This window comes from Pseudomonas sp. GZD-209, assembly GCF_049310485.1.
GTDB lineage: Bacteria > Pseudomonadota > Gammaproteobacteria > Pseudomonadales > Pseudomonadaceae > Aquipseudomonas > Aquipseudomonas sichuanensis.
This window is the reverse complement of sequence record NZ_JBMOWQ010000090.1, coordinates 1-19,712: the sequence shown is the minus strand read 5'-3', so window position 1 is coordinate 19,712 and position 19,712 is coordinate 1. Positions and strand designations below refer to the sequence as shown.

General features: G+C 63.3%; 16 protein-coding genes and 3 pseudogenes. 10 read left to right on the top strand and 9 right to left on the bottom strand.

Annotation, left to right across the window (positions count from 1 at the left end):
* Positions 1 to 142: 142 nt before the first annotated feature.
* Positions 143 to 697, bottom strand: a complete 555-nt coding sequence (locus ACO6VM_RS11795) for a hypothetical protein (RefSeq protein ID WP_422403284.1) — start codon at positions 695 to 697, stop codon at positions 143 to 145.
* A gap of 337 nt (positions 698 to 1,034) precedes the next feature.
* Here ACO6VM_RS11795 and ACO6VM_RS11790 point away from each other — a divergent pair, with 337 nt between their 5' ends.
* From ACO6VM_RS11790 to ACO6VM_RS11780, 3 genes are all read left to right on the top strand, one after another.
* Positions 1,035 to 1,988: an endonuclease gene (locus ACO6VM_RS11790; RefSeq protein ID WP_422403283.1), complete on the top strand. Its 954-nt coding sequence runs from the start codon at positions 1,035 to 1,037 to the stop codon at positions 1,986 to 1,988.
* Between the two features lie 113 nt (positions 1,989 to 2,101).
* On the top strand, positions 2,102 to 2,503 hold the full coding sequence (locus ACO6VM_RS11785; protein WP_110994597.1) for a MerR family transcriptional regulator: 402 nt from the start codon (positions 2,102 to 2,104) through the stop codon (positions 2,501 to 2,503).
* A 20-nt stretch (positions 2,504 to 2,523) separates the two neighbouring features.
* Positions 2,524 to 3,423, top strand: a complete 900-nt coding sequence (locus tag ACO6VM_RS11780) for a hydroxymethylglutaryl-CoA lyase (protein ID WP_401060349.1) — start codon at positions 2,524 to 2,526, stop codon at positions 3,421 to 3,423.
* Between the two features lie 551 nt (positions 3,424 to 3,974).
* Here ACO6VM_RS11780 and ACO6VM_RS11775 read toward each other — a convergent pair.
* Positions 3,975 to 4,490, bottom strand: a complete 516-nt coding sequence (locus ACO6VM_RS11775; protein ID WP_390971162.1) for an MgtC/SapB family protein — start codon at positions 4,488 to 4,490, stop codon at positions 3,975 to 3,977.
* Between the two features lie 176 nt (positions 4,491 to 4,666).
* Here ACO6VM_RS11775 and ACO6VM_RS11770 point away from each other — a divergent pair, with 176 nt between their 5' ends.
* The 4 genes from ACO6VM_RS11770 (at position 4,667) to ACO6VM_RS11755 (ending at position 10,003) form a co-directional block, all read left to right on the top strand.
* Positions 4,667 to 4,906, top strand: a complete 240-nt coding sequence (locus tag ACO6VM_RS11770; RefSeq protein ID WP_401060347.1) for a DUF3203 family protein — start codon at positions 4,667 to 4,669, stop codon at positions 4,904 to 4,906.
* A gap of 120 nt (positions 4,907 to 5,026) precedes the next feature.
* Positions 5,027 to 6,436: a cytochrome c oxidase accessory protein CcoG gene (gene ccoG, locus ACO6VM_RS11765; RefSeq protein ID WP_390971160.1), complete on the top strand. Its 1,410-nt coding sequence runs from the start codon at positions 5,027 to 5,029 to the stop codon at positions 6,434 to 6,436.
* A gap of 39 nt (positions 6,437 to 6,475) precedes the next feature.
* Positions 6,476 to 7,885: a GntR family transcriptional regulator MpaR gene (gene mapR / locus ACO6VM_RS11760; RefSeq protein WP_125858342.1), complete on the top strand. Its 1,410-nt coding sequence runs from the start codon at positions 6,476 to 6,478 to the stop codon at positions 7,883 to 7,885.
* A 54-nt stretch (positions 7,886 to 7,939) separates the two neighbouring features.
* Positions 7,940 to 10,003, top strand: coding sequence for a PAS domain-containing protein (locus ACO6VM_RS11755; protein WP_422403282.1), 2,064 nt, complete (start codon positions 7,940 to 7,942; stop codon positions 10,001 to 10,003).
* A gap of 1 nt (position 10,004) precedes the next feature.
* Here ACO6VM_RS11755 and ACO6VM_RS11750 read toward each other — a convergent pair whose 3' ends face one another.
* Complete coding sequence (locus tag ACO6VM_RS11750) at positions 10,005 to 10,751, bottom strand: SDR family oxidoreductase (RefSeq protein ID WP_422403281.1); 747 nt, start codon at positions 10,749 to 10,751, stop codon at positions 10,005 to 10,007.
* A gap of 511 nt (positions 10,752 to 11,262) precedes the next feature.
* Between ACO6VM_RS11750 and ppnN the strand changes: the two genes are divergently transcribed.
* The 3 genes from ppnN to ACO6VM_RS11735 all read left to right on the top strand — a co-directional run bounded on the left by ppnN (position 11,263) and on the right by ACO6VM_RS11735 (position 14,922).
* A complete protein-coding gene (gene ppnN / locus ACO6VM_RS11745; RefSeq protein ID WP_125463733.1) occupies positions 11,263 to 12,636 on the top strand; it encodes a nucleotide 5'-monophosphate nucleosidase PpnN in 1,374 nt (457 codons plus the stop codon).
* 236 nt (positions 12,637 to 12,872) lie between these two features.
* Complete coding sequence (locus ACO6VM_RS11740; protein ID WP_110994605.1) at positions 12,873 to 13,553, top strand: response regulator transcription factor; 681 nt, start codon at positions 12,873 to 12,875, stop codon at positions 13,551 to 13,553.
* Positions 13,531 to 14,922, top strand: coding sequence for a sensor histidine kinase (locus ACO6VM_RS11735; RefSeq protein ID WP_110994606.1), 1,392 nt, complete (start codon positions 13,531 to 13,533; stop codon positions 14,920 to 14,922). The genes ACO6VM_RS11740 and ACO6VM_RS11735 overlap by 23 nt, the downstream gene beginning before the upstream one ends.
* A gap of 281 nt (positions 14,923 to 15,203) precedes the next feature.
* Here the strand turns inward: ACO6VM_RS11735 and arfB are convergent, their stop codons facing one another.
* The 6 genes and pseudogenes from arfB to ACO6VM_RS11705 all read right to left on the bottom strand — a co-directional run.
* Complete coding sequence (arfB, locus tag ACO6VM_RS11730) at positions 15,204 to 15,617, bottom strand: alternative ribosome rescue aminoacyl-tRNA hydrolase ArfB (RefSeq protein ID WP_401060435.1); 414 nt, start codon at positions 15,615 to 15,617, stop codon at positions 15,204 to 15,206.
* Positions 15,618 to 15,779: 162 nt separating this feature from the next.
* The gene (locus ACO6VM_RS11725; RefSeq protein WP_422403280.1) at positions 15,780 to 16,952 is read right to left on the bottom strand and encodes an MFS transporter; all 1,173 of its coding nucleotides are present in this window, start codon (positions 16,950 to 16,952) and stop codon (positions 15,780 to 15,782) included.
* 118 nt (positions 16,953 to 17,070) lie between these two features.
* Positions 17,071 to 17,655, bottom strand: a pseudogene (locus tag ACO6VM_RS11720) (RHS repeat protein); the annotation flags it as partial.
* Positions 17,656 to 17,814: 159 nt separating this feature from the next.
* A pseudogene (locus tag ACO6VM_RS11715) lies at positions 17,815 to 18,082 on the bottom strand (DUF7710 domain-containing protein).
* A gap of 60 nt (positions 18,083 to 18,142) precedes the next feature.
* The gene (locus ACO6VM_RS11710; protein ID WP_422403279.1) at positions 18,143 to 18,691 is read right to left on the bottom strand and encodes an Imm15 family immunity protein; all 549 of its coding nucleotides are present in this window, start codon (positions 18,689 to 18,691) and stop codon (positions 18,143 to 18,145) included.
* A 209-nt stretch (positions 18,692 to 18,900) separates the two neighbouring features.
* Positions 18,901 to 19,712, bottom strand: a pseudogene (locus tag ACO6VM_RS11705) (RHS repeat-associated core domain-containing protein); the annotation flags it as partial.

The following is a 19,712-nucleotide window of genomic DNA, read 5'->3' as shown; positions in this document are numbered from 1 at the left end:
TGGCCTCAGCCACCATTCATGGCGGCGCCAGCAAAGCCAGGCAGAACCAATGTGCGCGCTTTGCCCATGCCCGCTTAAGCAGGAAACAACCCCATCACGAGTAGGTAGTGACCTGCTCGCAAAGTGGGACACGGCTAATCGGTCAGTCAGAACCATGTAAAGGGATGCAGTCATTTTCCCAATTGCTGGGGTAACGCACGTCTTCTGCACGCAACGGCGGCCAGGCGTCGTAGAGCAGCCGGTGACTGGCGCCCAAGGCATCGCGCAGGGGCTTGCGCAAAGGTTGCAGCGCCTGGGCATGGCAAGTGGCCTGATCACCTGGCCGGTCAGCACAGGCCTCAAGCGCGTAATCGAAGTCGTCGAGCAAGATGAAGTTGGCCTGTTTACGCGTGCGTGTGGTGCTCAGGAACGGTTTGATGGTTTCGATACCTTGCTCGGCGCGACGGGCGATCGCCAGGCTGCGTTGAACGGTGCCGTGCGCGTTTTCCAGGCCCTGGAAGTACAGGCGATGTTCCGGCCTGGTGGGCGGGTAGCCATAGCGTGCCTTGGCGTCTTCCAACTCGCGCAGTGCCTCGCGTGCCAGTTGCTCCAGTTGCGGGCGCCGACGCAATTCATCGCCAAAGGCGCTTTCCACCCAGGCGATACGCTCGATCAACAGTTGCTCCAAACTGCCCAGGCGGCCCTGGCACAGGGACATGCGTTGTTGCAGCGCATGCTCCGATGATGTGAGCGGGACAGCCCCGGCCAGGGCACTGGTCGATGCCAGCCCAGCCCAGAGCAACAGGGGAAGAGCGCGGGACACAGGGAAAGGGTGCTTGGTGCTGTTCATGGCGAATCTCCGATAAGGGGGGTGCATTGCACCTGCCATGCACAAACTGCAACAAGCTGGAACCCTTGCCCTGCAAGGGACTTAGCAGGCCATGCAGAACGTTTCAGACGTAGGCATCTGCCGCAGGCAACCTTTCAACAGCAGCCGAATCGGTAAGAAATCGTGCGTATAATCGCGGCTTTTTCCGACTGCGATTTACCCCTTCATGAAAAGATTGTTGTACGCAGCATCCCTGTGCCTCGCCCTCATCCCCCCCGCCTTCGCCACCCCGCCGGCAACCTTCACCGAAGCCAAGGTCATCGCCAAGCAGAAGATCTACCTCGACCAGGCCAACAGCGCCCAGGGCGACCTGTACTGTGGCTGCAAATGGACCTGGGTCGGCAAGTCGGGCGGGCGCGTCGACCCGGCCTCCTGCGGTTATGAAACCCGCAAGCAGCAGAGCCGCGCCGAGCGCACCGAGTGGGAACACATCGTCCCGGCCTGGACCTTCGGCCACCAGCGCCAGTGCTGGCAGAACGGCGGCCGCGAAGCCTGCGTCGACAAGGACCCGGTGTTCCGCGCCATGGAAGCCGACCTGTTCAACCTCTACCCGGCCGTGGGCGAAGTAAACGGTGACCGCAGCAACTTCAACTACGGCATGGCCGCAGGCGTTGCCCCGCAGTACGGCCAGTGCACGACGAAAATCGACTTCCAGCAGAAAGCCGCCGAACCGCGTAACGAAGTCAAAGGCCTGGTGGCGCGCACCACCTTCTACATGTTCGATCGCTACCAGCTGAGCATGTCGCGCCAACAACAGCAGTTGCTGATGGCGTGGGACAAGCAGTACCCGGTAACCCCCTGGGAGAAGGAACGCGACCGCCGCATCGCGGCGGTGATGGGGCATTCCAATCCGTTCGTGACCGGTGAGCGCAGCTGGACACCGGGTTACAAACCAGCGGGCGCCGCCCCGGTGGTGACCGCCACCGCGCAACCTGCCAAGCCCAGCCCGGCCAGCACGGCGGCGCACGGTGCCGTGCTGGGCAACCGCAACAGCCAGGTCTACCACCTGGCCAGCGGCTGCCCGGGTTATGCGCAGGTGGCGGCGAAGAACCAGGTGGCATTCGACTCCGAAGCCGCGGCGCAGGCGGCCGGCTACCGCAAAGCCGGTAACTGCAAGTAGCACCTGCGCAGGCTCCCGGCACAGCGACTGCCGGGAGCCTGCAGCGGTTTCAGCTTGACGTTTACGTCAAGCTCACTTTAGGTTAACGCTGATCCCACCCCCCGAGCATCAGCATGACCAGCCAGACCTACAGCATCTCCGACCTGTCCCGCGAGCTGGACATCACCACCCGCGCCATCCGCTTCTACGAGGAGCAGGGCCTGCTCAGCCCCGAGCGCCGCGGCCTGGAGCGCATCTACTCGGCCCGCGACAAGGTCACCCTCAAGCTGATCCTGCGCGGCAAGCGCATCGGCTTCTCGCTGGCCGAGTGCCGCGAGCTGATCGAGCTGTACGACCCCACGGGCGGCAACCTCAAGCAGCTCAACAGCATGCTCGGCAAGATCGCCGAACGCCGTGCCCAGCTGGAGCAGCAGATGCTCGACATCCAGCAGATGCACCTGGAGCTGGACACCGCCCAGGAACGCTGCGAGCAGGCCCTGGCCGCCACCTTGAACCAGCAGCCCCACAACCGTTGACCTGCCACAGGAAGCCCGCCATGTCATTGCCCAAGAACGTCCGCCTGGTCGAAGTCGGCCCCCGCGACGGCCTGCAGAACGAAGCCCAGCCCATCAGTGTCGCCGACAAGGTGCGGCTGGTGGACGACCTTACCGACGCTGGCCTCGCCTACATCGAGGTGGGCAGCTTCGTCTCGCCCAAGTGGGTACCGCAGATGGCCGGCTCCGCCGAGGTGTTTGCCGGTATCCAGCAACGTGCCGGCGTGACCTACGCCGCGCTGGCGCCCAACTTGCGTGGTTTCGAGGATGCCCTGGCGGCGGGGGTGAAAGAGGTGGCGGTGTTTGCGGCGGCGTCCGAGGCCTTCTCACAGCGCAATATCAACTGTTCGATCAGCGACAGCCTCAAGCGTTTCGAGCCGATCATCGAAGCTGCCCGCGCGCAGGGCGTGCGGGTGCGCGGTTACGTGTCCTGCGTGCTGGGTTGCCCTTATGAAGGGCGGATCAGCGCCGAGCAGGTCGCGCCGGTAGCCCGTGCCCTGCACGAGATGGGCTGTTACGAGGTGTCGCTGGGCGACACCATCGGCAGCGGCACTGCCGGCGACACTCGCCGGTTGTTCGAGGTGGTCTCAAGGCAGGTACCACGCGAGCAATTGGCCGGGCACTTCCACGACACCTACGGCCAAGCCCTGGCCAATGTGTATGCCAGCCTGCTCGAAGGCATCGCGGTGTTCGACAGCTCGGTCGCAGGCCTGGGTGGCTGCCCCTACGCCAAGGGCGCCACTGGCAACGTTGCCAGCGAAGACGTGCTGTACCTGCTGCAGGGCCTGGGCATTGAAACCGGCATAGACCTCGACCGCCTGATCGCCGCAGGCCTGCGCATCAGTAAGGTACTGGGCCGTGCTACCGGTTCGCGGGTGGCACGGGCACGCAGCGCAGGCTGAGTCACACCGGTGTCACACAAGTGTGGGTGGAGTGTTACCGCCCACACCGCTGGCAGCAAAAAATCGGGTAACAGGGAAACAAATCGACAAAATTTCAGGTGCCAGATTTTTTCGAAAATCCTCAAGTCATTGATTTTAAAGGATTTTAAAAAGTTGGCACGGCACCTGCTATATCTCTGGCACAACAAGAACAAAAAAAAGCGACATCTAATAAAAACAACATGAAACGGTTCTGACATAACAAGAACAACACGGCAGAAGCGTAGCAAGCAGATTTTTTTGGAGTCGACGTGCTTTCCAGGGAAGCTTTCGCAGAAAAGCCCCGCAGCCTGACACAGAACAATAAAACTACCTGAAGGTAGCGACAGTCACGGTTGGATCACACACGTTGCATGAACGCAGGTCAGCGCTCAAAAAAATACGTTTGCTCTTGGCCCCGGGTAGGGGCCCCGCAGTACCGAGACAAAAGCCGACAAAAACAACAACAGGCCAGTCTCCAATAATAAAAAAAGAGCAGGCAACAACGCTTATGAGGGGAGCTTCGGCTCCCCTCAGTGCTTCCTGCCCTCCTCCTCGCTTTTCTCCTCGCTCCCGCCCTCCACCTTGTCCACCAGCAGCGGCATCGTGCCCAGCACCAACAGCGCCAGCACCGTACTGAGCAGCGCCGTGGCCTCGCGCCCCATGCCGGCGGCCGTGCCGATGGCGGCGGTCATCCACAGCCCGGCGGCGGTGGTCAGGCCCTTCACATGGCTGGTGTCCTGGCCGTGGCCCTTGAGGATGGTGCCTGCACCGAGAAAGCCGATACCCGCGACAATGCCCTGGATCACCCGGCTCAGCGCCTGTTCGTCGGCCCCGGCCATGCTCGGGGCCAGCACGAACAGCGCCGCGCCCAGGGATACCAGCATATGCGTGCGCACCCCGGCCGCCTTGCCTTTGCTTTCGCGTTCGAAGCCCAGCACCGCGCCCAGCAGTGCGGCCATTAGCAGGCGTACGAGGATGCGGGTGATCTCCTGTTCGTCGGTGATGTCGGCGAATTCAGACTGGATGGTCGAGAGGATCGTTTCCATCGGATGTTCTCCTGCACTTGCCTCATCGCGGGGCAAGCCCGCTCCCACATGTATTGCGATGAGGCCCTTACTGAAGCTGACCGCACCCTCCCCCAGGAGTGCCACCGGGCATAAAGTTGCAGCATCCACGCCCGGCCTGTGGTCACACCCTGTAACCGCCCCAGGAGGACCCCACCATGCCCATCGAAGTCGACGAAACCACCCGCCACTGCACCCTGATCGGCGACCACATCCGCCTGGAAGGCACCGGCCCCGAGATCGAGATCGTCACCGACGAACAGCTGCGCATGTCGGTGGCCATCCTGGCCGGCGAACGCGTGGCCATCACCGAAGCCGAGGCCGACGCACTCACCGTCGCAGGTGCGGTGGATAGCCGCAGGCATCTGAAGGCCAGCGTCCCAGGCTCGGTAATCTAGGGCCCCGGGGCTTCGGAGGAAGATCTGATACGGTTTTTATCGCCATAGCTGAGTCTGTGCTGCAAACAGATCGGGGGCCATAGTGCCCGGGCCTGATCGAGGCCTGATGAGCGATGAACCATGAGTGACAGAATCCCCTTCCGAGTCATCGAGATTGCCCCCGCCGCCGTCAAAAAGAGCAAAAGCCAGCCGGACGGCGGCATCCACACCCGCAGCTTCAGCGGCTTCTACCGCAACCTGCGGATTACCTTTGCCGGCGCGCTGTTCCTGCTGTTCTTCGGCACCGCCTGGCTGCAGTGGGACGACCGCCAAGCCGTGTTGTGGGATCTGGCCGACAGCAAGTTCCACATCTTTGGCGCGACGTTCTGGCCGCAGGATTTCATCCTGCTCTCGGCGCTGCTGATCATCTGCGCCTTCGGCCTGTTCGCCATCACCGTGTTCGCCGGCCGCGTGTGGTGTGGCTACAGCTGCCCGCAGAGCACCTGGACCTGGCTGTACATGTGGTGCGAAAAGGTCTGTGAAGGCGACCGCAACCAGCGCATCAAGCTGGCCGCCGCGCCCTGGGGTATCAACAAGCTCGCCCGGCGCAGCCTGAAGCACACATTGTGGCTGGCCATCGGCCTGCTCACCGGGCTGACCTTCGTCGGCTACTTCACCCCGATCCGCCCGCTGGCCGCCGAGCTGTTCAGCCTGCAGCTGAGCGGCGTGGCGCTGTTCTGGGTGCTGTTCTTCACTGGCGCCACTTACATAAATGCCGGCTGGCTGCGCGAGGCGGTGTGCATGCACATGTGCCCCTATGCGCGCTTCCAGGGTGTGATGTTCGACAAGGACACCCTGGCGGTGGCCTACGACCCCAGCCGCGGTGAAGCCCGTGGCCCGCGCAAGAAAGGCAGCATCCCCGGCGAGCAGGGCCTGGGCGACTGCATCGACTGCACCCTGTGCGTGCAGGTCTGCCCCACCGGAATCGATATCCGCGACGGCCTGCAGATGGGCTGCATCGGCTGCGCGGCGTGTATCGACGCCTGTGACGAGGTCATGGACAAGATGGGCTATGCCCGCGGCCTGATCGGCTACAAGTCCGAGCACAACCTGCAAGGCGGCACCACCCACTGGCTGCGCCCGCGCCTGCTGGGCTACGCCGCGGCGCTGGTGGTGATGATCGGCGCGCTGGTCATGGCCCTGCAACTGCGCCCCATGGTGTCGATGGACGTGATCAAGGACCGCGGCCTGTTCCGCGAGAACGCCCTGGGCCAGATCGAGAACATCTACCTGCTCAAGATCATCAACAAGACCAGCGAGCCGCAGCACTATCGCCTGCGCCTGGTCGACGCCGACGGTTTCGAGCTCCACGGGCGCACCGAGTTCAGCATCGCCGCCGGCGAGATGAGCGAACTGCCAGTGTCGGTGGCACTGCTGGCCGACCGCCCGAGCAGCAGCTCGCAGGAGCTGACCTTCGAGCTCCAGGACAGCGACCAGCCTGGGGTGCGCAGCATCGCCCACAGCCGCTTCGTCGCACCGATGAACCGCTGATCCCTTACACTGCCCTTTACCTTGCCCGTGCAGAACACCATGAAACGCTATGAACGCTTCGCCGACGACATTGCCGAACTGATCCGCACCGGGGTGCTTGGCCCCGGCCAGCGGGTGCCCTCGGTACGCTATGCCAGCCAGACCCACGGGGTCAGCCCGTCCACGGTGTTCCAGGCCTACTACCTGCTGGAACGCCGCGGCCTGATCCGCGCCCGGCCGCGCTCGGGCTACTTCGTCAATGCCCACGCCCCGCGCCCGTTCAACGAACCACAGGTGCAGGCGCAGGCCACCGAGTCCACCGATGTGGACGTCAGCGGCCTGGTGTTCTCGATCCTCGACTCGATCAAGGACCCGCACACCGTGCCATTCGGCTCGGCCTTCCCCAGCCCCACGCTGTTCCCCCTGCAACGCCTGTCCCGCTCCCTGGCCAGTGCCAGCCGGGCCATGGACCCGCGCATGGTGGTCACCGACCTGTCGCCGGGCAACCCGCAACTGCGCCGGCAGATCGCCCTGCGCTACATGGTCGGCGGGCTGATGCTGCCGATGGAGGAGTTGCTGATCACCAATGGCGCGCTGGAGGCACTCAACCTGTGCCTGCAGGCCGTGACCCAGCCGGGCGATCTGGTGGCCATCGAGGCACCGGCTTTCTATGCCTGCCTGCAGGTGCTCGAACGCCTCAAGCTCAAGGCCGTGGAAATCCCGGTGCACCCGCGCGAAGGCATGGACCTGGCGGTGCTGGCACAAACCCTCGACAAGCACCCGGTGAAAGCCGTGTGGTGCATGACCAACTTCCAGAACCCGGTGGGCGCGAGCATGCCCGAGGCGAAGAAGCAGGAACTGGTCGAACTGCTGCGCCGCCACCAGGTGCCGCTGATCGAAGACGACGTCTACGCCGAGCTGTACTACGCACAGCAGGCGCCCAAGCCGGCCAAGGCCTTCGACACCGAGGGCCTGGTGATGCACTGCGGCTCGTTCGCCAAGAGCCTGGCCCCGGGCTACCGCATCGGCTGGGTAGCCGCCGGGCGCTTCGCGCAGAAGATCGAGCGGCTCAAGCTGATGACCTCGCTGTGCGCCTCGATGCCGGCCCAGGCGGCGATCGCCGATTACCTGCAGCACGGCGGCTACGACCGCCACCTGCGCAAGTTGCGTTACGCCCTGGAAGGCCAGCAGGTCAACATGCTGGCGGCCATCGCCCGGCACTTCCCGGCCCAGACCCAGGTCAGCCATCCTTCCGGCGGCTACTTCCTGTGGCTGGAACTGCCCGAGCAGATGGACGCGCTCAAGCTGTTCCATATGGCGCTGGCGCAAGGCATCAGCATCGCCCCGGGGCCAATCTTCTCGCCGACCCGGCGCTTTGGTAACTGCATCCGCCTCAATTACGGCAGCCCCTGGGGCGACGGCGCCGAACAGGCCATGGAGACCCTCGGGCGCATCGTGCGCTCGTTCTAGCGGCGCGCGGGCCGGCAGGCTACAGTGGCGCCAAGCCCGACGCTGGACACCTGCATGCCCGACCGCAACCTGCCCGCCCTGCAGCGAGAGCTGCAGGCGCTGCGCCAACGCAACGCCGAACTCGAGGCGCGCCTCGAGCAGCAGGCGCACGCCGATGACGATCTGTACCGTTTCCTGTTCGACACCATGGACGAAGGCTTCTGCGTCATCGAATTTTTCGATGGCCCGCACGGCCCGCTCAGCGACTACGTGCATATCCTCGCCAACGCCGCCTACGCCCGCCATGCCGGCATCCCCAACGTGGTCGGGCAGAAGCTGCGCGAGATGGTGCCGGACGAAGCCGATGACTGGGTCGCCCGCTACGGCGAGGTGCTGCGCACCGGCCAACCCTTGCAGTTCGAGCAGGAACTGGTGGCCACCGGGCATGTGCTGTGGGTGACCACCTTCCGCATCGAACCCGCCGAGAAACGCCAGGTGGCAGTACTGTTCAAGGACGTGACCGAGCGCCGCCGCGCCGAGGATGCCCTGCAGCAGCTCAATGAACATCTCGAACAACGGGTCAGCGCGGCCCTGGCCGAACGCGGGCTGTTCGCCGGGCTGGTCGAACGCAGCGTGGCCAACGTGCATGTGCTTGATACCAACCTGCGCTGGCTGGCCATCAACCAGCAGGCCCAGCGGGATTTTCAACGCCTGTTCGGCAGCACGCCGCAGGTGGGTGACAGCCTGGCGGAGTTGATGCGCGAGCACCCCGATAGCCTGGCCGAAAACCTGCGCCTTTGGCAGCGCGCCCTGGCCGGAGAAACCTACGTGCAGACCGCCGCCTTTCCTGACGGCACGAAGACGAGCTACTTCGAGCTGCGCTTCAGCCCAATACGCGCCCCCTCGGGCGACATCATCGGTGCCAACCTGTTCGCCTACAACGTCACTGAGCGGGTATCCGAACAGCAGCAACTGCTCAAGGCCGAGGAAGCCTTGCGCCAGGCGCAAAAAATGGAAGCGGTGGGCCAGCTCACCGGCGGTATTGCCCACGACTTCAACAACCTGCTGGGCGGCATCCTCGGCGCCCAGGAGCTGGTGCGTCAGCGCCTGGCACAATCGCGCCCGGATGAAATCCCCGGCCTGCTCGACACCGCCAGCAATTCGGCCCGCAGCGCCGCAGCGCTGGTCCATCGCCTGCTGGCGTTCTCACGGCGCCAGACCCTGTTGCCCCAGGCGACGGCGGTGGGTGGCTTGGTGCAGACGATGGAAGAACTGATCCGCCGCAGCGTCGGCCCGGCCATCCAGCTCAGTGTCCACTGTGCCGATGACCTGTGGCCCACCTTCATCGACCCACCGCAGCTGGAGAGCGCGCTGCTCAACCTGTGCATCAACGCCCGCGACGCCCTGCCCGCCGGCGGCCTGATCGACATTCACTGCACCAACCAGTTACTCGACGAGGAGCGTGCCGCCCTGCTCGACCTGCCCACCGGCGATTACCTGTGCCTGAGCGTGCGCGACAACGGCCGCGGCATGCCCCTGGAGGTGGCGGAGCGCGCCATCGACCCGTTCTTTACCACCAAGCCCCTGGGCCAGGGCACCGGGCTCGGGTTGTCCATGGCTTACGGTTTCGTGCGCCAGTCTGGTGGCCAGTTGCTGATCCACTCGACCTTGGGTGCAGGCACGCTGGTCGAGCTTTTCCTGCCACGGCATTTCACAGCACCCTTGGTAGGCGAGCAACGGGTGAGGACCGCCGACCAGGTTCGTCAGCAGGCGGCACAGATTCTATTGGTAGAGGACCAGGCGGCCTTGCGCCTGGTGATCGGCGAAGTGCTCGAAGAGTTCGGCCATCAGGTGCACAGCGTGGAGAACGGCGCGCAAGCCCTCGAGGCCATGGCGCGCGGGCTGTTGCCGGACTTGCTGATCAGTGACATCGGCCTGCCCGGAAGCCTCAACGGCCGGCAGGTGGCCGAGGCGTGTCGTGCCCGGCATGCGGATCTGCCGGTATTGTTCATCACCGGTTACGACGAAAGCGCGGCGCACAGCGACGGCGTGCTGCCACCACGTACGGCGGTGCTGCTCAAGCCGTTCGAACTTGGCGACATCGTCGACAAAGTGGCCAAACTGCTCGCGCTCGGCTGACTCAGCGCCCACCGCCCAGGTCGATGAAGCTGCCGGTGGAGTAGGACGCCTTGTCCGACAGCAACCACAGGATCGCCTCGGCGACTTCCTCAGGACGGCCACCACGCCCCATCGGCAAGCCGGGCTCAAGCTTGGCGACCCGGTCCGGATCACCGCTCAGGGCGTGGAAACCGGTGTGGATGTAGCCGGGGCGCACGCCGTTGACCCGCACCCCCTCGCCGGCCACTTCCTTGGCCAGGCCGACCGTGAAGGTGTCCAGTGCGCCTTTGGACGCGGCGTAGTCGACATATTCGTTGGGCGAGCCCAGGCGCGCCGCTACCGACGACACATTGACGATCGCCCCGCCCTGCCCGCCGTGACGGCGCGACATGCGCTGCAGCGCGTGCTTGGCGCACAGCATCGGCCCGACCACATTGGTTTTCATCATCTTGAGCAGGCGGAACTCGGACATGTCCTCGACCCGGCTCTGCTGGCCGATGGTGCCGGCGTTGTTGACCAGTGCGGTGACCGGGCCGAGTTCATGGTCGACGCGCAGGAACAGCTGCGCCACTTCGTCCTCGACACTGGCATCGGCGCGTACCGCAATGGCGCTGGCGCCAAGTTCGCGAACCTGCGCCAGCACCGCTTCGGCGGCCTGGTCGTCGGCGTGGTAGTTGATGCAGATGCGGTAACCCTGCTGCGCCGCCAGCAACGCGGTGGCGGCGCCGATGCCCCGGCTGGCGCCGGTGATAACGATGACCTTGTCCATGAATCGGTCCGGATGACTGGAAAAGGCCTACGAGATTAGGGGAAAAGCGTTGAGCGGAGCAATGGTGATGGCGTAGGGGCGGCCAGGTGCATGGCGATGAATTTGCAGCGCCTATGAGATCGAGCGCCGCCCGCGCGGCGCTTCGCGGGTAAACCCGCTCCCACAGTTTGTTTCGGGCCAATTATTCCTGTGCAAGTACCGGCGCCTGCCTTGGTGCATGCCTTGAGTCATGCGGGGCGGCGGTAACGCCCACGCTGAAACCGCGTCGTACCAACAAGGCGGACCAGGTGATGGCACAGGAAAGACTGGCCCGAAACAAACGGTGGGAGCGGGTTCACCCGCGAAGCGCCGCGCGGGCGGCGCTCGATCTTGAGGGCAACACAAAACCCCCGCCATGCACCCAATGCCCATTCACCAGACCAGCTTTTTCAAAGCCCCCCTCGTTACCCCGCACATTTGCTTGTATGGTGTTGTCCAAGAAGGATGTTTTACCCGCACAGGAACGACTTAGATGCCCCAACGCAATGTCATCAACGCCTCCGTCAGCCCCAAAGGCAGCCTGGAGACCCTGTCGCAACGTGAAGTCCAGCAACTGAGCGAAGTCGGTACCGGCAGCCTCTACACCCTGTTCCGCCAGTGCGCCCTGGCAATCCTCAATACCGGCGCCCATGTCGACAATGCCAAGACCATCCTCGAGGCCTACAAGGACTTCGAGGTGCGCATTCACCAACAGGACCGCGGCGTACGCCTCGAGCTGCTCAACGCCCCGGCCGATGCCTTCGTCGATGGCGAGATGATCGCCAGCACCCGCGAAATGCTGTTCAGCGCCCTGCGCGACATCGTCTACACCGAAAGCGAGCTGGCCAGCCAGCGCATCGACCTGGAGAGCTCGCAAGGCCTCACCGACTACGTCTTCCACCTGCTGCGCAACGCGCGCACCCTGCGCCCGGGCGTCGAACCGAAAATGGTCGTGTGCTGGGGCGGCCACTCGATCAGCAGCGAGGAATACCAGTACACCAAGAAGGTCGGCCACGAGCTGGGCCTGCGCAAGCTGGACGTCTGCACCGGCTGCGGCCCGGGCGTGATGAAAGGCCCGATGAAGGGCGCCACCATCGCCCACGCCAAGCAGCGCATGCACGGCAGCCGTTACCTGGGCCTGACCGAACCGGGCATCATCGCCGCCGAGGCGCCCAACCCGATCGTCAACGAGCTGGTGATCCTGCCGGACATCGAGAAGCGTCTTGAAGCCTTCGTCCGCGTCGGCCACGGCATCATCATCTTCCCCGGCGGCGCCGGCACCGCCGAGGAGTTCCTCTACCTGCTCGGCATCCTCATGCACCCGGACAACCACGAGCTGCCCTTCCCGGTCATCCTCACCGGGCCGCGCAGCGCCGAGGCGTTCCTGCTGCAACTGCACGCCTTCGTCGGCGCCACCCTCGGGGAAGCCGCGCAACGCCATTACCAGATCATCATCGACGACCCGGCCGAGGTGGCCCGGCAGATGGTCGAAGGGCTCAAGGCGGTCAAGCAGTTCCGTCGCGAGCGCAACGATGCGTTCCACTTCAACTGGCTGCTGAAGATCGCCGAAGGCTTCCAGCACCCGTTCGACCCCACCCATGAAAACATGGCCAACCTGGCCCTGCGCCGCGACCTGCCGCCCCATGAGCTGGCCGCCAACCTGCGCCGGGCCTTCTCCGGCATCGTCGCCGGCAACGTCAAGGACAAAGGCATCCGCCTGATCGAAGAACACGGGCCGTACCAGATCCGCGGCGACGCGGCGATCCTCGACCCGCTGGGCCGCCTGCTGCAGGCGTTCGTCGACCAGCACCGGATGAAACTGCCGGGCGGCGCGGCCTATGTGCCGTGCTACCAGGTGGTGAGCTGAACAACCCCGGGGGCGCGCAAACAGCCCCAACTCCCCTCCTGCCCGCTTCCCCCTCGCCAAAGAACTTCGTCTTTGTTTCCTTTCTCCTGGTTTTTCCCCCCCCCCCCCCCCCCCCCCCCCCCCCCCCCCCCGGCTGCATTCAGGCCAGGTTCCCTGGCGCAGATGAATTTTTCTTAAATCGCCGTTTGTCTATTCTTTGGCACAATCAGTCATCCCCTTTGCGCCCAGGAACCCGCATGCCACGCGTACTGACCATTGAAGACGACGCCGTCACCGGCCAGGAAATCGTCGCCGAACTCTCCAGCCACGGCCTTGACGTGGACTGGGCCGACAATGGCCGCGAGGGCCTGGCCAAAGCCATTGCCGGCGGCTACGACCTGATCACCCTGGACCGCATGCTGCCGGAGGTGGATGGCCTGACCATCGTCACCACCCTGCGCAACCTGAAGATCGCCACCCCCATCCTGATGATCAGCGCCCTGTCCGATGTCGACGAGCGGGTGCGCGGCCTGCGTGCCGGTGGCGACGACTACCTGACCAAACCCTTCGCCTCCGACGAGATGGCCGCCCGGGTCGAAGTGCTGCTGCGCCGCAACAGCACGCCCATGACCCAGACCCGCCTGACGGTGGCCGACCTGGAGCTGGACCTGATCAGCCACGAAGCCCGCCGCGGCGAGCAGGCGCTGAACCTGCTGCCCACCGAATACAAGCTGCTGGAATACCTGATGCGCCACGCCGGCCAGGTGATCACCCGGATGATGATCTTCGAGGAAGTCTGGGGTTACCACTTCGACCCGGGGACCAACCTGATCGACGTGCACATCGGCCGCCTGCGCAAGAAGATCGACTCCCCCGGCCAGACCCCGCTGATCCGTACCGTGCGGGGCTCCGGCTATGCCATTGCCGAACCCGTCTAAGGGCTGGAGCTCGTCGACCAGCCGCCTGCTGGCGCTGTACAGCTTCCTCTTCGTGGCCTGGAGCAGCATCCTCATGGGGGTGCTGTACTTCGAGGTCTCCAGCTACCTGAACAAACTCACCCGCCACTCGATGATGCAGCGCCAGCACCTGTTCGCCCACATGAGCGGCAAGCAGTTGGACGACGCGCTGATCGCAAGCCAGGCCTTCGAGGAACGCAGCTTCGACGCCTACGGCCTGTTCGACCCGCAGCTCAACCCGATTGGCGGGCGCATCCGCAGCATCCCGCCGGAGCTGGGCCTGGACGGCAAGATCCATGAGCTCAAGCGCTGCCTCGACGCCGACGACCCACACCTGCCGCGCGACAGCTGCGACGCCGTGGCGATCCGGGTGCAGGACGGCCGCTGGCTGGTGCTGGTGCGCGACAACGGCTCGCTGTTCGTGGTCACCCGGATCATCCTGCATGCGCTGCTGTGGGGCATCTCGCTTACCCTGATCCCAGGCTTTGCCGGCTGGTACCTGCTGCGCCGCCGCCCGCTCAAGCGTATCCGCGCGATCCAGGCCCAGGCCGACCTGATCGTGGCCGGCGACCTGACCCACCGCCTGCCCCTGTCAGCCCGCCGCGACGAACTGGACATGCTGGCCGCCATCGTCAACGCCATGCTCGATCGCATCGAGCGCTTGATGCATGAAGTGAAAGGCGTGTGCGACAACATCGCCCACGACCTGCGCACCCCGCTGACGCGCCTGCGCGCCCAGCTCTATCGCATACGCCAGCAGAGCGGCGCCGGCTCGCCCGAGGGGGAAGCGCTGGACCAGGCGATCGGTGAGACCGACACCCTGATGGCGCGCTTTCGCGGCTTGCTGCGCATCAGCGAACTGGAAGACCGCCAGCGCCGCGCCGGCTTCGTCCAGCTCGACCCGCACGCGCTGCTGGTGGAGCTGCACGATTTCTATCTACCGCTGGCCGAAGACGGCGGCATTCGCCTGAGCCTTGAGCAACCCGCGCAGCTGGCCGCGCTGCATGGCGACCGCGAGTTGCTGTTCGAGGCCCTGGCCAACCTGGTGGGCAACGCCATCAAGTTCACCCCTGAAGGCGGCGCGGTGCGCATTGCTGCGAGCCAGGATGAACAGGGTGTGCATATCGCCGTCGAGGACAGTGGCCCCGGCATCCCTGCGGATGAACGCGAGGCTGTGCTCAAACGCTTCTACCGCAGCGAGGAAGGCCACCGCCACGCGGGCTTCGGCCTGGGGCTGTCGATTGTCGCGGCGATCGTCGATCTGCATGGGTTTGGGTTGCAGGTGGATGCCAGTCCCTTGGGCGGTGCCAGGCTGGTGCTGCATTGCCCATTGGCGGGGCCTGCAAAATAGCGCCGCTGCTCAGCGTGATCTGACTTTTGACTCAAGACCGGGTCGAGATCGGGTTCAGGCTCCCGGGATTTCCTAGGCTCTGTACGAAAAGTTTTGTGGGAGCGGGCTTGCCCCGCGATGGAGTGCGAAGCGCTCCTGTACCCGATATGAAATAGTGTCAAACACGCCGCGAATTCAGGCTTTGCTTCCGCGTTGCGGCAGATCGCGGGGCAAGTCGCATCGGCGCACCGCCGCTCCCACAACGTTGGATGACCACACTTTTCGTAAAAACCCTAGAGAGCCTAGAACTCCACCTTGCCCCGACCCGCCTTGACAGTGCTGCGCCTGGCTTTTCCTTCGAGGCGGCGGGTCTTCGAGCCGAGGGTCGGCTTGGTGGGGCGGCGTTTCTTCTCGGTCTTGCCGGCAGCGATGATCAACTCGGCAAGGCGCGTCAGTGCGTCAGCGCGGTTCTGCTCCTGGGTGCGGTACTGTTGGGCCTTGATGATCAACACGCCGTCGCCGGTGATGCGACTGTCACGCAGCGCCAGCAGCCGCTCCTTGTAAAACTCGGGCAGCGACGAGGCGCGAATGTCGAAGCGCAGGTGCACGGCGCTGGACACCTTGTTGACATTCTGCCCACCTGCGCCTTGCGCCCGGATGTACGTCAGTTCGATCTCGGCATCTGGCAGATGCACGTTATTGGAGATGGTCAGCATGGCATGGCCCTTGTGATTGCCCCCCATTATCACAGCCTTCGCCGCTCGCCCACAGGACAAAACACGTTTGACCTCGACCACACTGATCGAAACGCCCTGCTCTGCCATTGCCAATTCTGCGACTCGGGGCGTGATCAGCAAGCTCGTCAGGCACCTCGCCCATCAAGCAGCCCGCCGCACCCACCGAAACACCTGCCCTACCAGCAACAGGTTCACCAGCGCCAGGGCGATCAGACTGTACAGCACCCCATACGCCCCCAGGTGCTCGAACAGATACCCACCCACCAACGGCGTCAACGCCTGGCCAATCAGCGCCGGCCGCGACATGCGCCCCATCAGCAACACGTATTGCGTCGGCGGCAGCATGGCCAACGGCAACAGTCCCCGCACGATGGCGCGCAGGCCATTGCCACAGCCAAAGATCAACAGGCCGATCGCCGTCGCCGCCGGGGCCAGCGTCACCAGCAGCAACCCCACCAGTACCAGGCCGGTCCACGCCAGCGCGGTCCACACAGGGTGCCGCCGGCCAACCAGGATCTGCAGCAGCCGTGACGCCACCTGACTCGGCCCGAGCATCGCAGCCAAGCCGATCGCCGCCGCCAGCGAATGCCCCATGCCCTGGAGCACCGAAACCAACTGCACGGCAATCGCCGTCATGATGATCGCGCCGATGGCGAAAATCGTCGTCAGCAGCAGGTACAAGCGCCGGTCGATGCCCTCGCCCGCCTCGCCGGCCTGAGCCTTGCGCTCAACCAACTGGCCGCCGGGGGGCAGCACCTTCCAGTACAGCGGCGCCACCACTAGCAACAGCACCACGGCATACAGCACACAGGCCTGGCGCCAGCCTAGCTGTTCGATCATCAGCGCCACGGTGGGCCAGGACAGCGTCGAGGCAAAGCCTGCGATCAGCGTCACCCCGGTGATCGCACGGCCCGCGCCCTCGGCATACAGCGCCCCAAGGGTGGCGAACAGCGCCTCGTACAAGCCCATGGCCATGCCCACGCCGATCACCGCCCAGGCGAGCAGAAACCACGCCAGGCTGTGACTGGCGGCCATCAGCAGCAGCCCCAGCGCCACCACCGCGCCGCTGGCAGCCAACTGCGGGCGCCCGCCGTAGCGGGCGATCAGCCGGCTGGACAGCGGCGCCAGCAACGCCGAGACCAGCAGGCTCAGCGACAGCGCGCCGTACACCCACTGGCTGGGCCAGCCGGTATCGCGGCTGATCGGTGCGGCCATCACCGCCATCAGGAAGAACGAGCCGCCCCAGACCAGGATTTGCAGTACACCGAGCCAGACGATGGCCAGGTTGGAGGGGGATTTGACGGTGGAATTCACGGTGTTGCCTGTGTTGAAACAGCGATGTTTGGCGCCCATCACGGGCTATGGGAGTGGTATTGCACCGCGGTGGGGCTGGCGCTGGCAATGCATTCTAAATGTATTTGCCTCGCAGTCGGGCAATCGCTTCGAACGGCTTCGGTGTCACTTCGGTGTGTCGCAGCGGATCCTGGTCGAAGTCGTACTCGCGCTGGCTCCAGTCCGGTTGCTTGTGCAGGCGAATCGGGCTCTTGCGTAGCGCCTGGGCAACCGGCACGAAGCTGTCCGGTTCATACAGGTAATGCACCGTGCGCCCCGTGTCGCCCTCATCGAGAGGCGGTGAGCTCTCCCAGGCCAGGGTGTCGCCGTCCCAACCGAACAGGGTAAAGCCACAGCCGAGTTCGCGCTGGCGTTTGGCCCGTTGCAACTGGTTCCAGCCGGTGCCCGCCTCGGGGCGATCCCAGAAATGCGCCACCGAATGCTTGTGCAGGCGACGGCTCAGCGCGTCGTAGCTGTAGTCAACCTTGAGCTTGTCGTCGTTGTAGCTCGCTAGCCGATCGAACAGGTCACAGGTGAAGTGGGCATGGGACCCGTTGTGCAGGCGGTGGAACAGGTTGCCGCGCTCGTCGTATTTGTAGTGGGTCCCGGCGTACTCGCGCAGCAGGTTGTCCATCAGCTTGTTATGGCGTGGATCGGCCTCCAGCGGGCGATTCAGTTCCTGAGGGGCGGCAAGTACCGCCCCAATTGCGCTGTCATTTAACCCGCTATAGCTGTGCTCGGATACCGTCTCAAAACTGCATCGCCGACTAATAGTGTAGGTACCGCTAAAAACGTCGTAACTGTAGTCGGCCTTGAGCTTGCTAGAAAATACTCAGCCTAGTTGTCACTCTGGGCTACCGTTTTCGAAATGAAAGTGCTCTTGAGCTGCGGACGAAAATCTTTGTATGAAGTCAGATGCTTTTTCTTTCTCATTTTTTATGAGAAAGTGCCCGTTTTCTACTGCCCAATCGTACACGGAAACACCAACGGAATACTGAGTGAGCACAACACTCAACGAGTTGTTTTATCCACAGTTCTGCATCGGAAAACGCGATAAATACGCCTGATGGAAATCGACCTCCTGATCCAGTGAAAGCCCAAACAGCCTTCATGTTAAATCCTTAAAGCCTTATTGAATCATGGGGTGTCGAGCGAGTGGCGCGCTTCGAGCTTCATTGTCTGTATCGCGGAATGGCGTATATTCGTATTAGCTCTTCATTGCAGGCCTTATCGAAGAATCTACTTTCAAAAAAAATAAAGCTTTCAATAAGGCCGCAGGATGTAAAAATCTTTTTGACTCTATTCATTTCGTTAGAGTCTTCTTTGGGTTGGTTGTCTATTAGCCACTGGCGAAGGGTATCACTGGCATCGCTCGGGTATACGAAAATCCTGGGCACTAATGTCGTGCCATGGCGGTCGTCAAAATGTGTAAATGTAATTGCGGTTAGCTCGATTTTTTTCTGATTATTCCTAGCGAGCGCATGCAAGGTGTTAAGCAGAAAGAAGGCGAGCCCTAGAAGGAAATCAGATATATTTTCTGACCTCAGGGTCTTCTTTAGTTTTTTTATCCTGCTGTCGCGTGAAACCATTGGAAATTCTTCGAAGCTATCGAACCCCCACAGCAGTTCGCCGAGGTCGTTGTACGGCTCTTTTTCTATGATTTTCTTATATATTTTTAGCAAGTTCATTTGCTTATTTTCCAGCCGTGAATGTTTAGCCATTCAATTGTTTTCCTGCTGAAGGTGACGTCGCCTTTGCCTTTGTCGTGGATGGTGCCGTCCTGATTGTAGCCAGAACCACATTTGCAGTGTGCATGCCATTGACTATTGGGCACTGAAATCTCAGGCCCGTCAATCCGCGTTATCTCTGATGGACCTTGTTTTTTCTCGACTTTTCTTTGTGCTTGTTTAGGTGTTCCTTGCTCTTTTACTTTGGCAAGGCCTAACGGGTCGATCCAGTTAACCGGGTCGGAAGTGTAAGTGAATAAGTTGAGTCCGCCTGAATATCCAGAGGGATCTTCACTTATGAACCGTCCAGCCCGGAAATCATAGTATCGATAGCGGTTGTAGTGCAGCCCCGTCTCATGGTCGTGGTATTGACCCTGGAAACGCAGCGGGTTGCCCAGTCCGCGCTGCTTGGCCCACACCGAGCGCTCTTCACGCACCTCGCCCCAGGCCTTGTACTGCCCGGTCCAGGCGACGCTGCCCTGCTCGTCGGTGAGCTCCATCGGCGTGCCGAGGTGATCGCAGTGGTACCAGGCAATCACGTCGAACGGCTGCGGTTTGACCTCGGTATGCCACAGCGGATCCTGATCGAAGTCGTACTCGCGCTGGCTCCAGTCTGGTTGCTTGTGCAGGCGGATCGGGCAGTTGCGCAGGGCCTGGGCGACCGGCACGAAGCTGTCGGGTTCGTACAGGTAATGCACCGTGCGCCAGCTGTCGCCTTCATCGAGAGGCGGTGAGCTTTCCCAGGCCAGGGTGTCGCCGTCCCAGCCCCGAACAGAGTGAAACCGCAGTTCAGCTCGCGCTGGCGCTTGGCCCGTTGCAGTTGGTTCCAGCCGGTGCCGGCCTCGGGGCGATCCCAGAAGTGCGCGACTGAATGCTTGTGCAGGCGCCGGCCCAGGGCGTCGTAGCTGTAATCGACCTTGAGCTTGTCGTCGTTGTAACCGGCCAGCCGATCGAACAGGTCCCAGGTGAAGTGGGCATGGGACCCGTTGTGCAGGCGGTGGATCAGGTTGCCGCG